General features: G+C 45.8%; 12 protein-coding genes and 1 riboswitch. Of the genes, 1 reads left to right on the plus strand and 11 read right to left on the minus strand.

Annotated elements, in window-relative coordinates; all coding sequences use genetic code 11:
• Positions 1-46: 46 nt before the first annotated feature.
• The 4 genes from GCHA_RS19305 to GCHA_RS19320 form a co-directional block, all read right to left on the minus strand.
• A complete protein-coding gene (locus GCHA_RS19305) occupies positions 47-3,103 on the minus strand; it encodes a TonB-dependent receptor (RefSeq protein ID WP_007991343.1) in 3,057 nt (1,018 codons plus the stop codon).
• Positions 3,104-3,610: 507 nt separating this feature from the next.
• Complete coding sequence (locus GCHA_RS19310) at positions 3,611-5,107, minus strand: tryptophan halogenase family protein (protein ID WP_007991346.1); 1,497 nt, start codon at positions 5,105-5,107, stop codon at positions 3,611-3,613.
• A 3-nt stretch (positions 5,108-5,110) separates the two neighbouring features.
• Positions 5,111-6,601, minus strand: coding sequence for a tryptophan halogenase family protein (locus tag GCHA_RS19315; RefSeq protein ID WP_007991347.1), 1,491 nt, complete (start codon positions 6,599-6,601; stop codon positions 5,111-5,113).
• Between the two features lie 168 nt (positions 6,602-6,769).
• Positions 6,770-9,574 (minus strand): TonB-dependent receptor, encoded by a 2,805-nt coding sequence (locus GCHA_RS19320; RefSeq protein ID WP_007991349.1) that lies wholly within the window; start codon positions 9,572-9,574, stop codon positions 6,770-6,772.
• Between the two features lie 306 nt (positions 9,575-9,880).
• Between GCHA_RS19320 and GCHA_RS19325 the strand changes: the two genes are divergently transcribed.
• Positions 9,881-10,981 (plus strand): cupin-like domain-containing protein, encoded by a 1,101-nt coding sequence (locus GCHA_RS19325; RefSeq protein ID WP_007991351.1) that lies wholly within the window; start codon positions 9,881-9,883, stop codon positions 10,979-10,981.
• A 266-nt stretch (positions 10,982-11,247) separates the two neighbouring features.
• Here the strand turns inward: GCHA_RS19325 and GCHA_RS19330 are convergent, their stop codons facing one another.
• The 7 genes from GCHA_RS19330 to thiC all read right to left on the minus strand — a co-directional run bounded on the left by GCHA_RS19330 (position 11,248) and on the right by thiC (position 18,658).
• Positions 11,248-11,625 (minus strand): VOC family protein, encoded by a 378-nt coding sequence (locus tag GCHA_RS19330; protein WP_007991354.1) that lies wholly within the window; start codon positions 11,623-11,625, stop codon positions 11,248-11,250.
• A 74-nt stretch (positions 11,626-11,699) separates the two neighbouring features.
• Positions 11,700-12,884 (minus strand): HesA/MoeB/ThiF family protein, encoded by a 1,185-nt coding sequence (locus GCHA_RS19335; RefSeq protein ID WP_007991356.1) that lies wholly within the window; start codon positions 12,882-12,884, stop codon positions 11,700-11,702.
• A complete protein-coding gene (thiE, locus tag GCHA_RS19340) occupies positions 12,881-14,602 on the minus strand; it encodes a thiamine phosphate synthase (protein WP_007991359.1) in 1,722 nt (573 codons plus the stop codon). Before thiE ends, GCHA_RS19335 begins: the two co-directional genes overlap by 4 nt.
• Positions 14,599-15,405: a thiazole synthase gene (locus tag GCHA_RS19345; RefSeq protein WP_007991360.1), complete on the minus strand. Its 807-nt coding sequence runs from the start codon at positions 15,403-15,405 to the stop codon at positions 14,599-14,601. Before GCHA_RS19345 ends, thiE begins: the two co-directional genes overlap by 4 nt.
• 1 nt (position 15,406) lies before the next feature.
• Positions 15,407-15,604, minus strand: coding sequence for a sulfur carrier protein ThiS (thiS, locus tag GCHA_RS19350; RefSeq protein ID WP_007991361.1), 198 nt, complete (start codon positions 15,602-15,604; stop codon positions 15,407-15,409).
• Entirely contained in the window at positions 15,601-16,770 is a 1,170-nt protein-coding gene (gene thiO / locus GCHA_RS19355) for a glycine oxidase ThiO (RefSeq protein ID WP_039992853.1), read from the minus strand. Before thiO ends, thiS begins: the two co-directional genes overlap by 4 nt.
• 7 nt (positions 16,771-16,777) lie before the next feature.
• The gene (gene thiC / locus GCHA_RS19360; protein WP_007991363.1) at positions 16,778-18,658 is read right to left on the minus strand and encodes a phosphomethylpyrimidine synthase ThiC; all 1,881 of its coding nucleotides are present in this window, start codon (positions 18,656-18,658) and stop codon (positions 16,778-16,780) included.
• 65 nt (positions 18,659-18,723) lie between these two features.
• Positions 18,724-18,823, minus strand: a riboswitch (TPP riboswitch).
• Between the last annotated feature and the right edge of the window lie 400 nt (positions 18,824-19,223).

Here is a 19,223-nt window from a genome sequence, read left to right on the forward strand (position 1 = left end):
CAAACACCGTGCAGGTTTATGCCAGTGTATAAAAATGCGTTAACGACTAGAGTGAGTACGTCACACCAAGAAATATCTGGCGCCCAAAGTATTGAATGGTCCCTGTTTGGGCCTCACTGCCAAAGTAACTTTTGGTGGGTTCATCGGTGAGATTATTCACTTGAAACAACATGCCGAGGTTCTCGTTAATGTTGTATGACGCTTGGTAGTCAATCACTGTTTCTGAGTCGAAATTAACCACTTGCTCATTTACGGCCACTTGCTTCGATACAAATGCATCACGCCAACGCACACTAAGCCGTGTTTCAAAGTCTTCGTATTCCCAAAATAAAGTTGCCGCGACGACGTTTTCAGATAGGCCTGGCAAGGTTTGCTCGACAGAGGCACCGCCTAGCGTAGTTTGCGTTTGTATTTCACTTTCGGTGTAGGAATAACTGGCGCTCATGCCCAAGCCTGACCATAAATCAGGAAGGAATGAATATATCTGCGTATACGACAGCTCAGCTCCGCGAATGTAACCCCCTTTATCATTGTTCACCGCAGTTTCATAACCGCCGTTTTCAGTGGGCACCTGCACAGACAAACGCGAACCATCGTCATTAAATAATGGCTCACCTTCTTCGTCAGTAACGAGCACCGTTATTTCAGTGGGAATGGTGAAGCCATTGCCTGTAAAGTCGAAGGGATCTTCTTTGAAGGTGTTAATGAAGGACTTAATGTCTTTGTAAAAAAGTGCCGCAATGAACGCACCGTCGGTATCTTCAAAATACTTCTCATAGGAAATATCGTATTGATCAGCATAAAACGGACGAAGATAAGGGCTGTTGGTTGCGCTACCAGAAATGATTGCTGTCGGTTTTGACAGAACAATCTCCCCAGTGTCTTGGTCGCGAAACGCTTGCACGTCTTCTACTCGCAAGGTGGCGTTGGCAAATAGCCGATTTATTGGTGCGCGGCCGAGCACCTTAGCCGCAGCAAATCGCAGTTGGTCGCTGTCTGTTAATTTGAAATTCAGGTTAATTGACGGCAGATAATCACGATATTTATCTGTTAATAAGGCTGGTCGATAAAAGTCATTTACCAAGCCGGCATCATCGGTAATGTACTGGGCACCATTTTCTGGGTTGCCTCGGGTATCAATGACTTCACCCGTTTCTGGGTCAATGATGTCCGCTGACACATCTTGCAGTACGGTGGATGACTGTTCAGTATCAACCATACGCACACCCACATTACCAGTAACAGGTACACCAAACAGCTCTGTATCTATATTGGCCATAATGTACGCTGCTTGTACCTTTTCAAACACCTTGCCACTTTCAAGCATGGTCCAACTGGTGTTTGGCCCTTCACCTGGCCCGTTTATGACACCTGGGCTGCCCGTGCCCCAGGTCTTCACTGGCTGAGGTATACCTGCTGGGAACCACGCATTGAGTGCAGAATTTAAGTCAATTGAAAGGTAACTAGGCAAATAGCTGAAATCACCTTCCCAATCCACGACTTCTACCATGTCATCGGTTAAGCGAAGTGGAGGCTGACTGGCTGAAAAGCTAGAATCACTGCCATATTCAAACACCGAGCGATCATTACTGTATTCACGATCTGAGTAACGCGCGCCAAATTCTATTGACGATAAAAAGGCGTTGTCATCAAACTCGTAGGTCATGTCAAAACGATACGCGTTTAACTCATCCTCGTTTTCATAGGGGTAAATGCCGTATTTTGTGACCATAACACGGTCAAGATCGGTGAATGCTTCAGCTTGACTGAAACCTACATCAGGTAAATCTAGACTATGCAGTAAGTAACTAATGGAAATATCACTGTCAAACACAGGCAAATCGGCGTTGGCATCTTCCCCTACGAGCGCCCATAACAAGCCGTTTCTAAAGTCACTTTTGGCAATCGACTGTGACACGTCAAACGCTAGGGTTAGATTATCGGTTGCTTGCCAATCAGCATTAATACCGAAACTGGATACTTGATCGTAATCTTGATTATCATCATTAACCAACTCCACACGCGTAAAACTTTGTGAAGTGCGGTTGAAGGTGCCGCCGATCACCGCGTTATCATTCAAGATGGGGTTAGCCACTGCCGCTGAAGCACCACCAAGTTTCACCCGAAAACCGCGAGCGAATTCTTCGGAATCAAATTTAGACAAGAAGGCATCTGCTGTTAAGGTAAATGTGTCAACTGGGGTCCATTCAATGGCCGCCATATAGCCGTCGCGTGTTTCTTCGCCGCCTTTGTGTTGTAGCTCAAACCCCTCACTTAAAAATTCGTCATCCCCGTCGTTATTTACATCTTTTGTCGCGTTGTACGCAAGCCCCACAAACTGGGTAGACACACTAGGCTGAAACAGCCGTGCATAACCCAGTGCAACACCGAGCGTATCGTCGAGATATTTACCTTGATAAGACAAACTCAAGCGATGACCAAACTCTTCTGCGTCAGAGACTTCTCCTGCTCGGTCGTTGAACATACCTCGTGCGTTTACATTAAACGTGTGTTGCTTATCGTTGCTAAGAGGACTTGCCGTTTGTAGCTCGACGCTACCTGCAACGCCGCCTTCGATAAGCGATGCCTTGGGTGATTTATAGACTGCAGCTGAAGAAATTAATTCTGATGGGTACTGATCAAACTCGATAGAGCGCGACCCGCTTGTAGATACTTGCTCCCGGCCATTGAGCGTTGAGAACACAAAATCGCCAGACATACCGCGGATGTTTATCTCCGCAGCTTGACCGCCGGTTCTAACGGCTGAAATACCTGGAAGACGTGTTAGCGCATCCGCCATAGACACATCAGGCAAACCACCTAAATCATCGGCAGAGATCTGCTCTGATACGGTGTCACTAAAGCGTTTTTGATTCAGGGATTGTATGAGACTGGTTGCAAACCCCCTGACTTCAATGCGTTCTAGTCCTTGGGCATTTTCCCCTTGCTCATTTTCAACCGGTTTATCAGCTCTTTGTGTTTGTTCGGTACTCGTTTTAGTGACTTCTTCTATTGATTGCTGTGCGAATGCTCCCCCCGCTATTAGGGTTGAGCAACTTGCCAGTAACGCAGCGGTAATTAAATTCGGTTTGAACCTTTTCATGCGTGTGTCCCATTACGTATGACGAACGTTCGCTTCACACTTTCTAGGTTAATTTTCAACTCAAGATAAGCGTTATATTTTGAAACGAAGTGCGTCTTGTTGTTTCCAGCTGAAGATGTTAACGCCTAGTTAACAGCCAAAACAACGCACTGCATACGTATTCAACAAATTATTAACAAACACAAATTAAGATATAGCTCTTGACGAAATTTAAAAGCACCTTAGCAGCATCATCACTGCATTTAGCAAACTTTAAGACCACAATTACAGGAGTTTAATAATCAACCTCCACAGTTCCATTATCGCGACATCTCGTACTGACAGGTGCATACTCATGCAAAATAACAGCGACAAAGCCTAATAAACGAAACAAACTGTTAACAATGCAATCGGGAAGCAAACCGCTTTTACGAATGAATCATAAAAACGAGATGGCATTTTATAATGATAGGAAGTGGGTGAATTATTTTAACGTATTACCTTAACGTACTATCTTAACGTACTATCTTAACGTAGGTTCTCAGCGTGATTACTGAAATTCAACGCGCAACCCTGAAGAAAAGATTCAATATTCTGTTCTTTGTATAGATCCCCTGTGCCCGGTTGTTTTGCGGCCAGCGGCGGAAACGCACCATAACCAGATAACAAGCAATTCCATGATACGGCGTTGAAGTGGCTTGATAGGTTTTGTCGGTTGATTTCCGCTTCTAAATCCCCGCGCTTGTACCAAACATCTAATATTTGTAACAGTGACTCTGACAAATGCATATTATTGCGGTTTGCGCGCCAATACTCACTGTCATTTCGTGTATTGAGCTTGTAGTGAGCGACGATATAGTCCCGTGTCCGCTCAGTTCTGTGGTGCATTTTAGTATTGTATTGCCCCTGCAAGCGATTGGTAAAACCGCCCTCTTCAAACTCTAGTATGAACTGCTCAACAGATATCTGCGCGAGGTGCAAAGCTGTGGCTTCTAGAGGCTCAATAAAACCCGCTGATAAACCAATGCCTAAACAATTGTTTTGCCATTGCTTGGCAAGCGACCCGACCTGCATGGATAAGTGGCGACATTCAATGTCTTCGCCCAGCTGTAAGTGTTGCTTCAATTCACGCTCAGCGTGATTAGCGCTGATAAAGTCTGAGCTGTAAACATAACCATTACCAAAACGGTTAGTCAGGGGTATTTTCCAGCACCACCCTGCTGATAACGCAGTAGATGTCGTTTCTACCGGAATATGCTTGCCTATAGGTGTTGGCACAACCACAGCGGAATCATTAAATAGGTTTTCTTGGTAGCAGTTAAATTTAACCCCTAAGGTTTTTTGCATAAGTACGCTAGAAAACCCGCTGCAATCTACAAACAAATCGCCTTTAAGTTCTCGACCATCTTTACAACACAAAGCGGCAATATCACCATTTTCGTGCTGCTTTACCTGGTCTACATTGGCTTGAATATGCTCAGTACCCAGGCTTATCGCATGCTGTTGTAGAAACACCCCTAACAGATGGGAGTCAAAGTGGTAACCGTATTCCATACGAAAAGGGAAATTAGCAGGGGTTTGCGGCCCTTTATTTTGCTTTGCCAACACGCCGTTTAGTAAAAAATCCGCTGGCTCTGTGTGGGTATCAAGCCCCAATCGCCGCGTTCTGGCGTTAACCAAAAACGCTCTTTGGGTAAAGGTATCAATTTGTGAAACAAAGGGATGGCTATAACAGTCGATTCCTGAGGCAGGGCTGAAGCCTTTAAAGGCAATATTCATCTTGTATGTGGCGTTACATTGGCGCATCCAATCTGCATCAGCAATGCCTAGCATACTGAAAAAGCGTTTCAAGGTAGGAGTAGACCCTTCCCCCACACCCACTATACCGATATCGGGTGATTCCACCAAAGTGACTGTCAGTTGGTTATTCGCTAATCTATCAGCCCATTTATGAGCAAACAAATTAGCGGCCATCCATCCTGCTGTGCCGCCACCGAGAATAACGATATTAAACGGTTGAGACATGCTTCACTTCGCCTGGCAATAATGCGATAAAAACGCATCGTGGCTAGGCAAATTAGCCAAAGGTTCGTGCTTAACACTGCGCATTTGCTCAAGCATATTCATCAATTGTTGTTCAGATAGTGTATTGGCGATGGGGTGATAGTCTTCAGGCTCGATACCTTGACCGGTCATCACCTGTAGCCAAGAACTTTCTAAAAATAAATCGTTTTGTTCTCTGAATAACTTACCGTTTTGCTTAAATAACGTCATTTTATGGCGTAGCGAGGCGGGTATATCCATCTGTTGCATATTGCGCCAAAACTGACTGTCGTCACGCTCGGTTAAGTGATAGTGCAACACTAAAAAATCGCGTATTTGAAGATACTCTAACTCTGATTGTTGGTTGTATTCATCCACCGCTGCGCTGTCTATACCTGCGTGGGGGAATAAATGAATTAAACGCACAATGGCAGATTGAATCAAATGAATACTGGTGGACTCTAGTGGCTCTAAAAATCCACTCGCTAGGCCTACTGCAACCACATTTTTGTACCACTGTTTGCGCCTGCGACCCGTGGTGAAATGGATGACCTTAGGATCGCCCAATGGCGCTGAATCAAGGTTGTTTAATAGCGTATGCGTTGCTTCATCATCACTCATATGACTACTGCAATACACCAAGCCATTGCCATTTCGGTGTTGCAAGGGAATGCGCCATTGCCAGCCAGCGGTGTGTGCAATAGCACGAGTATAAGGTACTGTGGTTTCAAAACGCTCCGAGGGTACCGCGACGGCTCTGTTACAGGGTAATAAGTGGGTCCAATCATCGTAGCCCACCCCCAATGTTTGTTGAATGAGCAATCCTCGAAACCCTGAGCAATCAATGAACAGATCACCGTCTATGCGCTGCCCATCCTGTAACGTCACTGCAGCAATATTCCCTGAGGGATGCTGCTGAACAGACTCAATCATACCTTCAATTCGAGTTACACCGAGCTTGGTACAATAGCGGCGTAGAAACTGAGCGTATAACGTCGCATCAAAATGATAGGCATAGGGTAAATCTAATACCGTATCTTGTGCTTTAATATGAGCGAACTTGCCTTGCGTGGCGCACAGGTAATTTAGGTCGTAATCCCAAATGCTCGCCTTCGCACCAAATGCTTTAGCGCGATTAACAAAGTGGTGAAAATGGCAAAATGCCATGCTTTTACCGGGCGACCCAAAGGTATGAAAATAGCTTTCGTTAGGTCTGCGCCAATTTTCGAATTTAATCGCCAGTTTAATTGTGGCTTTTGTTTCCCTTAAAAATTCTGCCTCGTTAATACCCAATACTTGGTTCACCAGCCGAATGGGAGGAATAGTTGCTTCACCTACCCCAACAGTGCCGATAGCCTCGGATTCCACCAAGGTTATATTGATGGATGCACCAACGACCTTTTGAAGTAACGCAGCAGTTAACCAACCGGCGGTGCCTCCTCCTACAATGACTACATTTTTAATTGCTGTGTTCATCACATCACTTTAAACAGAAAAACCCCATCTAATTTGTATATAACCAGATGGGGTTTGAAATTGAAAGCACAGCACATCGTGCTTTAGTCTATGCACAGGTGAGTGACTCCTGTGCTACTAGGTTAACCTAATGTAGCGTTAGCCTACGTAATACCCTTACAACTCAGATTAGAAAGAGTAATTAAACCCGAGCAAGTAGTTAGCACCAAATGATTGATAACGCGTTATTTGACGTCCATCGTTTGGCGCAGCCTGCACGGTATCCTCATCTGTTAGGTTTTGCGCTTGAAGTGTAACGCGTAAGCCGTACAAAGATTCAATACCTGACTCACTAAAGTCATAGCCAATCTGCGCATCCCAAAGTTCGCCACCTTGATCGGTTGCATCAACTAACGACAAGCTTAAACCGCGCTGCTCCGTTAAGAATGGGTCACGTTTAGTACCAGAGATGCGAATTTCAAACCCGTTCATTTCATAATAAGCGGTCAGGCTGTATGACTCTTCAGATAAACCAGGAATACGGGTTTCAGTCTGACCAGGAGCCGGGTCTAACTTACCATCCATAAAGGTGGCGCTAGCATACATACCAAAGCCCTCTAAATTGTCGTGGATCATGCTAAACGGAAAGCTTGCCTGAAACTCGTAACCACGTACAAATCCTTCAAAACCATCCAGTACTGATGACACGCCACCCAAGAAGGTTACCGGTGCGGAACCATCAGACGCTTGGTGTAATGTTGGAATATACACGTCAGAGAAATCAGCTAGTACACTGGTGTCACGGTGCCAGTTTTTAATGTCTTTAAAGAAGAACGACACAGCAAAATATCCGTCGTCTGCAAAATAGTTCTCGTAAGACAAATCAAACTGATCAGCTTCTAATGGCTTGAGTTCTGGGTTACCTGAACTACCGCCCCAAGGACCATTCGCAGGATCAGGGTTGGCAATTTGGTTATCGTTAAAGGCAAAAGTAGCTTGCGTGTTCGGGCGCATATCATCCATACGAGGACGACTAATGACTTTAGATAATGCCGTACGAATGAACTGACCTTCGTAAATTTCAGCGCTTAAATTCAACGTGGGTAGTACATCTGTGTAGTCGGCCCCGCCTGTAACAGGCACAGCGACCGTCATTCCATCCACATCACTTGTCGTGCTAAACCCAGTGGATGACTGATCGGCATTAACCACTTGTAAGCCAATATTACCCTTGATAAACACGTCGCCTAGCTCGGTATTAATATCCAGTTTGGCAAAAATGGTCGTCAGTTGTTCTTCAACTTCATAGGTATCCCCTAAGCGATCATTTTGCACAAGTCCTGCATCCGTAGCTGTGTAATAACCACTGTTAAACAGACCTAAACTGTCGTAGCCAAGTACGCCGTTAATACCAATGAAATCAAGATTGATTGCGCCTACCGGGTCTGGGATAGGACCTTGGCCCGGGTATTCAGGTGCGGTTAGGTATGCACCGTTATTTATTTTAGACTTAGAGCGATCAGAGTAGTTGATCCCCACATTGAGGTTAGTGAAAATCCCCCACTCTACGTATCCGTCAACTTCGAAACGAACACTGTCGAGTTTCTCTTCAAATACCGGCTTATTCACGAAGCCATCTTGGGCATCTGAACCAATGATCGGAGCGCCCCATGCTTGTGGCCCTGCTAGGCTAATCAAACTTGGATCGGTTAAATCAACACCCGGCAATGTGGGGTGATCGCCATAAACAGCACCGGTTGATGTCATTGTCCACGAGCGCGGTGAAATCGGACGCCCATCAACGCCGGCGCGGCCAACACCTGAGTAGCTTTCTATGTCAGTGATCGTTTTATCAACTTTACCGCTGGACAAATCCGCTGACACCGTCCAGTTTTCATCTAGCTCATAGGCTACGTTTAAGCCTAAGGTCGTCAGTTCAGCATTTTGTTCTTTGGCATCGTTTCGCACGACCGAATAAAACCCGTCGTGGTAACCTTCAGTTACTAATCCGTCTTCTACTTTAGTAATAGTGTAATCTACACCGCCCCACTCAGGGCCACCTTCTTCGAGTCCGCGTTTGACATCGTTTTCGACAAAATCGATATAAAGGGCGTCAAGTTGTACGGTAAGCTTGTCTGACGGTGCCCACTGAATAACGGCTGCAATTGAGTCACGTTCTAACATGGCTGAACGTGCAAGTGAGTCATGGCCACCCAAAATAAGCGTACCTTCTGGCACGTCAACACCAGGCGCAGCGTTATCTGGGTTTGCTGTTGCGTATCCCCAACCACCAAATTGCTCTTCCTGACGTGGCGATTCCATAGTGGCAAGCGTTAATGCGACGCCAAGGGTATCGTCTGCAAATGAATCAACATAGTTGAAAGATAAGCGATGGCCTTCGTTGTCAAAATCAGGGTTAGCTGAGTCTTCAGCATTCTTTTCAAATGAGCCATTAAGCGTAATGCTTTGCTCCATGCCTAAAGGCTTAACCGTTTGTAAATCAACGGTGCCGCCGATACCTTGGTTGATTAGCCCTGCTTCTGGGGTTTTGTAAACCAAAATATTTGATACGATTTCAGTAGGATATAAATCGAATTCTACCCCGCGGTTATCACCCATTCCTAGTAATTCGCGGCCATTTAGTGAAGTACCCACGTAGTTCTCATTGAAGCCACGAACGGACAAACCACTTGTACGGCCATTTCTGCGCTCACCGGCAAGGCCAGGTAAACGAGCTAATGATTCAGCGACACTGGTATCAGGCAATTTACCGATATCTTCAGCAGAGAGCACTTCAACAATTGATGTGTTATCCATTTTAATTGCTTGTGCACGCATAAGGCTGCCACGAATACCCGTGACTTGAATCACTTCTGTGTCGTCACCCGCTGCATCTGCTGTTGCTTCTTGGGCGAATGCACTTGGTGCAATCCCAAAGGCGAAACCGCTAGAAATTAACGCGGCCTTTATTAAATTAGGTTTAAAATTTTTCATGTGTGTCTATCCCGGTTCGAGACTAAAATGGAAACCTAGATATCGGTTAACAACTTGTAGTCAAATGTTACATCTTTGTTCTAGTTGCCGAGATAGTATCGTTACACCTAGTGATGCCTCAATGTCTTGCATACGTATTCAGTAAAAATACACAACAATTTATTAACAGGCGCTTTTCACTTTATTGGCAGAATTCGAGCTTAAGCGATTGTTTTTATTAAATAATAAAAATAAAGACCAGACGATTTCGAAAATCGTTTGTTAACACTCAAACGAAACAAGCTTAGCCTGTTTGGCTATTCTTGTATGATTTTCGGTGCTAGCCTACCTGCATATATTGAACAGATAGATACATTTAAAGTCATTAATAACATGCAGGATCGCACATACAATATTCAGAACCTTCCTGAACCTCGACGGGTTGAAGGAGTGACGGCAGATAACTTTAAACAACGTGTAACCGATGTGTATTCACCCGCCGTGTTTAAAGGATTCGCCAAACAGTGGCCTTTGGTTAACGCCGCGAATAGATCTGATCAAGCGTTATGTGATTATCTCGTCAATGTTTCGACGAACACCCCATTGCCACTTGTTCTGTTGCCACAAAAGACAAAAGGACGGATGTTTTACAGTGAAGATATGCGCTCTATGAATTTTCAAAGGGCGCAGGCAACATTGCAACAAGCATTGGCCCACATGATGCATTTTGCACAGGCTAACCAAGCGCTAGCCGTTGACAGAGTGTGCGTGCAAAGTGCTCGTATTAAAGACGTGATGCCTAAACTGGAAAAAGAGCTATGCAATCCCTTACTGCCTGATAACCACCCTTTTATATGGTTGGGTAACCCTGTTACGGTGGCGCCACATTTTGATGAAGCACATAATATTGCCATCGTCGCGGCCGGTGTACGCCGATTTACGCTATTTCCCCCTGAACAGATTGACAATCTATATATAGGGCCCTTAGAGCACACGCCCGCGGGCCAACCGGTTAGCTTAGTCGATTTGAATTCCCCTGATTTAACGCGTTATCCCAAGTATGCCGAAGCGTTTAAACACGCTTTGTCAGTAGAATTACACCCTGGTGATGCGATTTATATCCCATCACCTTGGTGGCACAGTGTGGAGTCACAAAGCAATATAAATGTATTGGTAAACTATTGGTGGAGCGGCAATTATGTGTCTAGTGCGTTGCCTTTTCCCATGTTGCTACATGCTATTCAGGCCTTGAAACATTTGCCGGAAGATCAGCAAACCGCCTGGCAACACATGCTCAAACATTATATTAGCCATGATGATACCCGGTGGGAGCACATTCCTCCGGCTCTGCGCGGGGTTCTAGGAAACAGAAATCAAAGCGTGATCAACAAAGTGCACACCTGGTTAAAGCACAAAATAGCTCGTTAATGGGCTATTTTGTTCTTTTTGGCTGGCGCACTCTTTGGCTGACGCACTCTTTGGCTGGCGCTCTTTTTGGCTAGTGCGCCTTACGCCTTATTTCGCTAACGCACTTTTGGCTAACGTGCTTTTAGCTAACGCCGTTTTAGCAAATGTAATACGAATAAAGGCGCAACATACACGGTGTTGCGCCTTCTGGTTACATCAATAGCGTGTTGGTATTGCAGAGTGCAGTGTGCCTGAAAATGGCCCGAGTTACGTCATAGCCAAGTTTGTTATGCCTGTGAGTGTAACCCCACCATGTTGCCTTCTGTATCCTTAATTAGACTAATAAAACCGTATTCACCAATCGACATTTTTGCCTGCTCTACTGCTCCGCCAGCTTGAGATACGCGCTCTGCTTCTACAGCGCAGTCCTCACAAGAAAAATACACCAATGTGCTATTGCCACCAGGTGCCATACCCGCCATTTTTACCAGCGCGCCACTGGCACCGTACTTTTCCATATCAGAAGGAAATGCCATCATATGTACTTGCTCTTCTGTGGGGTCAGTTAGTAACGTTAATTCAACGGCTAACACTGTTTGATAAAACGCTGTTGCTCTGTCCATGTCCTCGACATATATTTCAAACCACCCAACTGGATTACTCATACTCGCTCCTTATTAATTTACCTAGTGAATTCACTCAGTGTGAGCCATTAGTCTTGACCTCAAGTTCCGCTTTATCAAGCACGGCTTGCTAAAAATTCACTTAATATTTTGGTCAGTTGCCGCTCTTCGAGTAACGCACTTAAGCCGCCTTCTAAACTGTATAACTCTGAATAACCTGCTTCACGTAACAGACCGACAGCTTGGTCGCTGCGTTTACCAGATTGGCAATACACAAAAATAGCGCCCGTTCGGTCAGCACATTCGGCCGTAACCTGCTGCAGCAAATCTTCACTTAAACTGATGCAGACTCCCCCTATATTAAAACCTCTGTGCTCTTGCTCACTTCGAACATCAAGTAGAAAAGGGGTTTTGTGGCCCAGAAGAAGATTTACGAAGGTCTGTGGGGGTAGTTTTATGTTTTGATGACATGCAGCTGTTGAATCGATGCTCGCTTGCTCGCCTTCTTTCAATTTAGCTGGCGTTGCGCGCACCCTAAAGCCCACAGGGCTCTCTGCCTTGGGCTGAGTGCAAACACACTGTGTATTCTTACTAAGATTAATCGTGCGTAATTGATTTGCACTTCCAGAAAATAAATACAGTTTACCGGTAATTTCACACTGCTCAGATATTAAATACTGTAAACAGCTATTGGCTTGTAGCAAACCTAACATCCCGGGCAAGGTGCTTAAAACACCAGCGGCATTGCAATCGGGTACATCGACGGGGATCTCAGGAAAGACACATCGAAAACATGGTCCGTCTGGCGTAAACAACGCCATCTGACCATTGGTACCTAACACACTGGCGTAAATCCATGGTATTGCCTGCACTAAGCAATGGTCATTGATCAGCATGCGTGCAGCGAAATTATCCGTACAATCCAGCACAATATCTGCTTTATTAAGTAAACGGTGCATATTTGCAGCAACCAGCGGCTCGTTGACACCAAGAACAGTAATAAATGGGTTATTATCATTTAGGCGCTTGGCGACAACCCGAGCTTTTGACTTGCCGATATCCGCAAACGAAAACAATACTTGGCGATGTAAATTTGTTTGAGAAATACAGTCACCATCAACAATAGTGATATGCCCCACTCCTGCCGCACCTAAATACATAGCAACAGGACAACCCAATCCCCCCGCCCCAACAATGACGACTTTGGCATGTTTAAGACGAAGTTGGCCGGTCACGCCCATTTCGTTTAGCTGCACGTGACGCTGATATTGCAGCCATTCTCCTGCAGTAAACAAACTCATGTCCGTAATGCAGCCAATAAAGCGCGAGTTTTCTCAAGCGGCGAATCTGCCTGCGTGATCTCACTTATCATCGCAATACCAGACACCCCAAGCGCGTGAATAGCTTGCGCACGTTCAAGGTTAATACCGCCAATTGCCACCAAAGGATACGCTAATAAGTTTTGCCAGTAGTCAAGGCCAGTAAGACCTTGCGGAACCCACGGCATGTCTTTGCTCGATGTGGCAAAAACGGGTCCGTATGCAATATAAGAAGGCTTAAAAGAATGGGCTCGCGCCACTTCGTAATGACAATGGGTACTGATCCCTAATCGCAAACCAGCGCTGCGTAATTGTTGAATGGGATTCGATGCATCACTTTGTGTTGCAATTAAATCTTCTTGACCTAAATGCACCCCATAAGCTCGGTGTTTAATGGCCAGTTGCCAATGGTCATTGATAAACAATCGACAGCTGTAACGGCGGGCAATTTGTACAGCTCGGCTTATCTCCTCTTCAAGACATCGATCTGATGAATCCTTGATCCTAAGTTGAATGGTTGTTACCCCAAGGGGCAACAGCGTCTCAAGCCAATCAGCACGATCAACAATGGGATATAAGCCTAGCGGTGAATCGCCGATATCAGGAAATGCCCCGACTGGCGTCAAAAAAGGATGTGGCTCAACACAACCCGCTCCGCCGTCGTCATCTCGTAAACTAGGTAAACTCTGCTGCGCCGAAGGAAAAGATCGAATATCAACAGCACCTTTATCATGGGTGTCCATATAACTTTGCTTAGCATGGGTGTCTTTGCAATTCTCTGCGCCTTTATCGTGGGTGTCCATGTAACTTTGCTTAGCGTGGGTGTCCTCGCAATTCTTTACGCCCTTATCATGGGTGTCCATGTAACTTTTTAAGTAACCTTGGGGGTTAGAGAGTAAGCCTTTGGCGTCTATTAAACCTTGAGTGATGGCCATTTTTGCAATGACCACGGCATCTTTTAAGCAATAACCGATTGCAATACAACTGGCTATCGCTGAGGCGAGTGCACAGCCAGTTCCTCTGGTATGCTGGGTGTCTATCCATTGACTTTCCAGCCAAAACTGCTCTGTTGGGTTGCAGTAATAATCTTGACTAAACCGCTTAGCACAAGGGCCGTGGCCCCCTTTTATCAGCACTGAACTGGCTCCTTTATCGAGCAGTATTTTTGCTGCATTTTTTATGTCTTGGCTGCTAAGAATGCTAAATCCTACTAACCGTTCGGCTTCAGGGATATTCGGGGTGATTAACGTGCAATGAGGCAGTAAAACGTCTGTGTAATGCCCATCGCTATCTTCACTTCCCTTGGCTATTAAGGGATTACCACTGGTTGCAGCGCCAACTGGGTCACAAATAAGAGGAATACCTAATGCTTGTTTAGCATCAATAATACTTTTTGCCTGTGCATGATGCGCAATTAACCCTGTTTTGATGGCACCAGGCTTAAATGCGCTAACGGCTTTTATTTGTGCGTCAAACATTGTTTGTTCTACCGCATGCACCGCCAAAACTTGTTGATTATTTTGCGCCGTCACCGCCGTGAGTACACTTAAGCAATGAATGTTAAATGCGTGCTGCACTTTTATGTCCATTTGCATGCCTGCTAGGCCCGCACTATCACTACCAGAGAAGGTCAAAACTGTGGGCTTAATGCCGTGATCCGTTGACTGTGGGTCACTGACAAAGGCATCACGATCTATCATGATGCATTACCGCGATGGTTTTTATCTTGGTGCCAAAACGGCGTACCCAATACCGGTGTGCTGGGCTTGGCTAAATCTCGCTGTTGCATTACGCCTGCTTCAAAGCCATTTCGCCCCGCGCGAATGCCATCTCGAAATGCTCTCGCCATCAACACTGGATCGTTCGCCTCAGCCACTGCGGTATTAAGTAAAACACCATCAAAGCCAAACTCCATAGCCTGAGCAGCATGAGACGGCGCGCCCAACCCCGCATCAATAATTAAAGTGGTATCCGGTAATCGCGCTCTGAGTATCTTGAGCGCATAAGGGTTCATTAATCCTCTTCCTGTGCCAATCGGTGCACCCCACGGCATCACGATATTGCAACCGGCATTGACTAAACGCTCCGCTAACACTAGGTCATCTGTGGCATAAGGAAAGACTTCAAAACCCTGGGCGATCAGCTCTTTAGTGGCCTCAAGCAGCGCAAACGGATCTGGCTGTAAATTATACTCATCCCCTAATACTTCTAGTTTTATCCAGTGGGTATTAAATACTTCACGGGCCATATTGGCGGTCATTACTGCATCTTTCGCACTGTAACAACCTGCTGTATTGGGCAAAATATGCCGTTCAAGCCCTTGTATGTGCTGCCAAAACGCGTCGCCACCTTGCTGTTTTGGTGACTGTCTGCGCAAAGAAACCGTGACCACCTCAGCTTCAGATTCGGCTATGGCCCCCTGCATAATATGGGGCGATGGGTACAAAGAGGAGCCAATTAAAAAACGGCTATTGAGCGCCACTCCTGCTAATTGCCAGCTCATATCAGCCACCTTGCATAGGTGTGAATGCATCAAGCGCATCAGCGTCTTGTAAAATCACACTGTCATGTTCATTTTTAGGCACAAATTGGCCGTTAATCGCCACAGCACACATCTTAGGCGCGCCTAATTCAAGCAGTACCTCAGGTAAGGCATGGGCTTTCAATTGGTGGGGCTCACCATTAAATTGAATCGTTATCATGAAACCTCCTGTATAAGTTCAGAAAAAGGTAATGCCTGCGCCCTAGAAAACAGGCGTTCACAAGCTTGTTGCGCTAAATAAGGAGCGAGTAAATACCCGTGTCGAAACAAGCCATTTATCTGCATAACCCGCTTATTGCAGCTGATTTTAGGTAAATTATCCGTAAATGCAGGGCGACAATTGCTCGCGCAATTGAGTATTTTTGCCTCGGCAAAGCCCGCATCGATTGAATAAGCGGCTGATAATAATTCGAGGGTAGAACGAACACTTATGGGCCCCTGGTCTTCACTTTCAATTTGACTTGCACCAATCACGAAGTGGTGTGCATCTCTGGGCGCAATATAAAGTTTGTACCTTGGGTGTATCAGGCGCACAGCGTGTTTCAACGTAACATCAGGCGCATGTAAGGTGATTACTTCGCCGCGCACTCCTCGCAGTTGCTGAGATTTTTGCGTCGTAAAATCTCTCTTTGCGCCTAACCCACGACAGTCTATGACATGATCGAAAACCTGCTTTGCCGATGGTAAATGCACTGCCGCGCGGCCTGCGTGTTTCCCTTTGGTAATATTTTCGATCTTAGAAACATGACAATTCGCCTGCCAACGAACACCATTGGCCTGCAAATAGGTCGCTAACCCCTGCATGACTTGGTTAGTGTCAAGCCACGCTTCATTTGGTAAATACAAAGCATTGTTGAATCGAGTTGCTAGTTGCGGGGCATATAGTTGAAGTTGAGTTTGCTGGAGGACTTGCATATGCGCAGCGCTGTCATCAAGCAAAACACTCGGCAACTTGGTAACCAAATGCTGGTAAAAACGCTGAAAATCTGCCATATCTTGCTGATGCGCTACCACCAATGTGCCGCCACTGAATAATGTAAGTGGCGGGTGCACGGTAGCATTTATGCTACTGAGCACAGCAGGCCAGCGAGCAAGTGACGCCATTCCCATTTCAAATACATCGAATTCTGCGCTTTCCAATTCGCTGTATGGCGCTAACATACCTGCCGCTGTGTAAGCTGCAGCCCCGCCATTGTCAATGGGGTCTTTATCGAACAATGTAACCGTCACAGATTCGGGGCGATTTATTAGCTGCCAAGCTAACAACCGCCCCATAATACCAGCACCAACAATTGCAATCTGTCTGTTACTACTAGCATGCGTCATGGGCGCGTTACTCCGATTGTGCTACGTAGATCTGCGCCCCAGCCGCAGCAAACTCGGCTGATTTTTTTGCCATGCCCGCTTCAATTTCTGCGCTTTTCAGATCGGCAGAATAGTCGCGTACTTCTTGGGATATTTTCATCGAGCAGAATTTAGGCCCACACATAGAGCAAAAATGCGCCACTTTCGCCGCGTCTTTAGGCAAGGTTTCATCGTGGTACTCTCTTGCCGTATCGGGGTCTAAACCAAGATTGAACTGATCCACCCAGCGAAACTCGAAACGCGCCTTTGACAATAGATCATCCCGATAACGCGCTCCAGGGTGACCTTTAGCGATATCTGCTGCATGAGCTGCAATTTTATATGCCATGATCCCTTGTTTTACATCATCTTTGTTCGGCAGGCCTAAGTGCTCTTTAGGCGTGACATAACACAACATAGCGCAGCCGTACCAACCGATAATCGCTGCGCCAATGCCGCTAGTAATGTGGTCATATCCAGGAGCGATGTCAGTGGTCAATGGCCCCAACGTATAAAACGGCGCTTCGTGGCAATGCTCCAACTGCATATCCATGTTTTCTTTGATCATGTGCATGGGTACGTGGCCTGGGCCTTCGATCATGGTTTGCACGTCGTGTTTCCACGCTATCTTGGTTAACTCACCTAGGGTAATCAGCTCAGCAAATTGTGCTTCGTCGTTGGCATCAGCCAATGAGCCTGGGCGTAAACCATCACCCAGAGAAAAGCTCACATCGTATGCCTTCATGATGTGGCAAATCTCTTCAAAGTGGGTATACAAAAAGCTTTCTTGGTGATGGGCTATGCACCACTTAGCCATAATAGACCCGCCACGAGATACAATGCCTGTGACTCTATCTACCGTCATCGGAATATGATGTAAGCGCACTCCAGCATGGATCGTAAAGTAGTCTACGCCCTGCTCTGCTTGCTCTATTAGGGTGTCACGAAAGATCTCCCACGTAAGATCCTCAGCCACCCCTTTGACCTTTTCAAGCGCTTGGTAAATCGGCACAGTTCCTACTGGTACAGGGGAGTTGCGCACGATGTAATCCCGGGTTGAGTGAATGTTTTTACCGGTAGACAAATCCATGATGGTGTCACCGCCCCAGCGTATTGACCAGACCAGTTTCTCAACTTCTTCTTCAATGGACGAGCGCAACGCAGAGTTACCTATGTTGCCATTGATTTTAACCAGAAAGTTGCGCCCGATTATCATTGGCTCAAGTTCGGTATGGTTGATGTTTGCGGGAATAATCGCTCGACCCTCAGCCACTTCTTTACGCACAAATTCCGGCGTAATCGGCTGCAAGTTCGCCCCTAACGGGTTACCTTTTAAGCGCATATTGCGCTCGTCTGTAGTGAATTCATTGCTTAACGCTTCTCGCGCTTGATTTTCGCGTACCGCAATGTACTCCATCTCTTTGGTGATAATGCCCTTGCGAGCATAGTGCATTTGACTGACATTTTTACCCGCTATCGCGCGCCTTGGTGTGCGTTGTAAATCGTCGTTGTAATACTGAAAACCTCGGTCTTGATCAAAGTGACCATTGTCTTGGGGTTGTACTTCTCGCCCTTGATATTGCTCAGTGTCTTTACGTTCAAGCACCCACTGGCTTCGCACGTCGGCAATGCCTTTGTTAACGTCTATCTCTACCGTTTCATCGGTGTAAGGGCCAGATGTATCATACAAAGTAACCGCAGTACCGTCGGTAAGACTGATTTCACGCATAGGCACGCGAATACTCGGGTCATTGGGCGATGGCAGATAGACTTTTTTACTGGCAGGAAGGGGGGTGCGTGTAATTTTTTGGGTGTCAGAAGCGCTAGCTAAATTAGCAGTTGCCTCACTGGACGAAAGGATCGTATTCATTTTGTTTTCCTTTTGTGTTCCTTAAAAAATACAGGCGCGCGGAAAACGAAAACAAACATCCCGTGAGAGGATGTGCTGCTCATTCCTACGCCGATACTAGTCGGATCAGGTTCTACGGGTTTGTATTAAACATCTCAGCCAAAAGAGGCGCCCCGAGAGCGAATGCGGATAATAGGACAACAAATTTAAAAATACTAGCCCCTAATTTTTGCGCTGTTTTTTAGCCCAAATCACCGCCTAACCAGCATCTTAAAATAAACATAAAGGTGAACGTTTAACGAAATAAGCAAAAAACAGGTAAAACCTAAAAACTCATAAAATAGCTTAAAATTGACGCTATAATGCGCTATATGCTCGCAATCCCATCAATATCTAACAACTGGTTATGAGTTTATCGCGTTGCACGTTAACGACTTTTAGCGGCATGTTCAATTTAGTATCTTTTTATTAAAAGCCTAAAAAGGTGTGCGTTTTTTTACGAACAAAGTATTTTCAGCGAGGAAAAATTAAGCAAATTTTTTTACTTAATCGGCTAAAGCTAAGCGCATTATTATTTTCCAACGAG

The sequence above is a fragment of the Paraglaciecola chathamensis S18K6 genome (assembly GCA_000314955.1).
Classification (GTDB): Bacteria; Pseudomonadota; Gammaproteobacteria; order Enterobacterales; family Alteromonadaceae; genus Paraglaciecola; species Paraglaciecola chathamensis.

Bases quoted from the DNA above. Each gene is read 5' to 3' on its own strand.
- GCHA_RS19305 (WP_007991343.1), bottom strand. From the start codon at position 3,103: ATGAAAAGGTTCAAACCGAATTTAATTACCGCTGCGTTACTGGCAAGT.
- GCHA_RS19310 (WP_007991346.1), bottom strand. From the start codon at position 5,107: ATGTCTCAACCGTTTAATATCGTTATTCTCGGTGGCGGCACAGCAGGA.
- GCHA_RS19315 (WP_007991347.1), bottom strand. From the start codon at position 6,601: ATGAACACAGCAATTAAAAATGTAGTCATTGTAGGAGGAGGCACCGCC.
- GCHA_RS19320 (WP_007991349.1), bottom strand. From the start codon at position 9,574: ATGAAAAATTTTAAACCTAATTTAATAAAGGCCGCGTTAATTTCTAGC.
- GCHA_RS19325 (WP_007991351.1), top strand. From the start codon at position 9,881: ATGATTTTCGGTGCTAGCCTACCTGCATATATTGAACAGATAGATACA.
- GCHA_RS19330 (WP_007991354.1), bottom strand. From the start codon at position 11,625: ATGAGTAATCCAGTTGGGTGGTTTGAAATATATGTCGAGGACATGGAC.
- GCHA_RS19335 (WP_007991356.1), bottom strand. From the start codon at position 12,884: ATGAGTTTGTTTACTGCAGGAGAATGGCTGCAATATCAGCGTCACGTG.
- thiE (WP_007991359.1), bottom strand. From the start codon at position 14,602: ATGATAGATCGTGATGCCTTTGTCAGTGACCCACAGTCAACGGATCAC.
- GCHA_RS19345 (WP_007991360.1), bottom strand. From the start codon at position 15,405: ATGAGCTGGCAATTAGCAGGAGTGGCGCTCAATAGCCGTTTTTTAATT.
- thiS (WP_007991361.1), bottom strand. From the start codon at position 15,604: ATGATAACGATTCAATTTAATGGTGAGCCCCACCAATTGAAAGCCCAT.
- thiO (WP_039992853.1), bottom strand. From the start codon at position 16,770: ATGACGCATGCTAGTAGTAACAGACAGATTGCAATTGTTGGTGCTGGT.
- thiC (WP_007991363.1), bottom strand. From the start codon at position 18,658: ATGAATACGATCCTTTCGTCCAGTGAGGCAACTGCTAATTTAGCTAGC.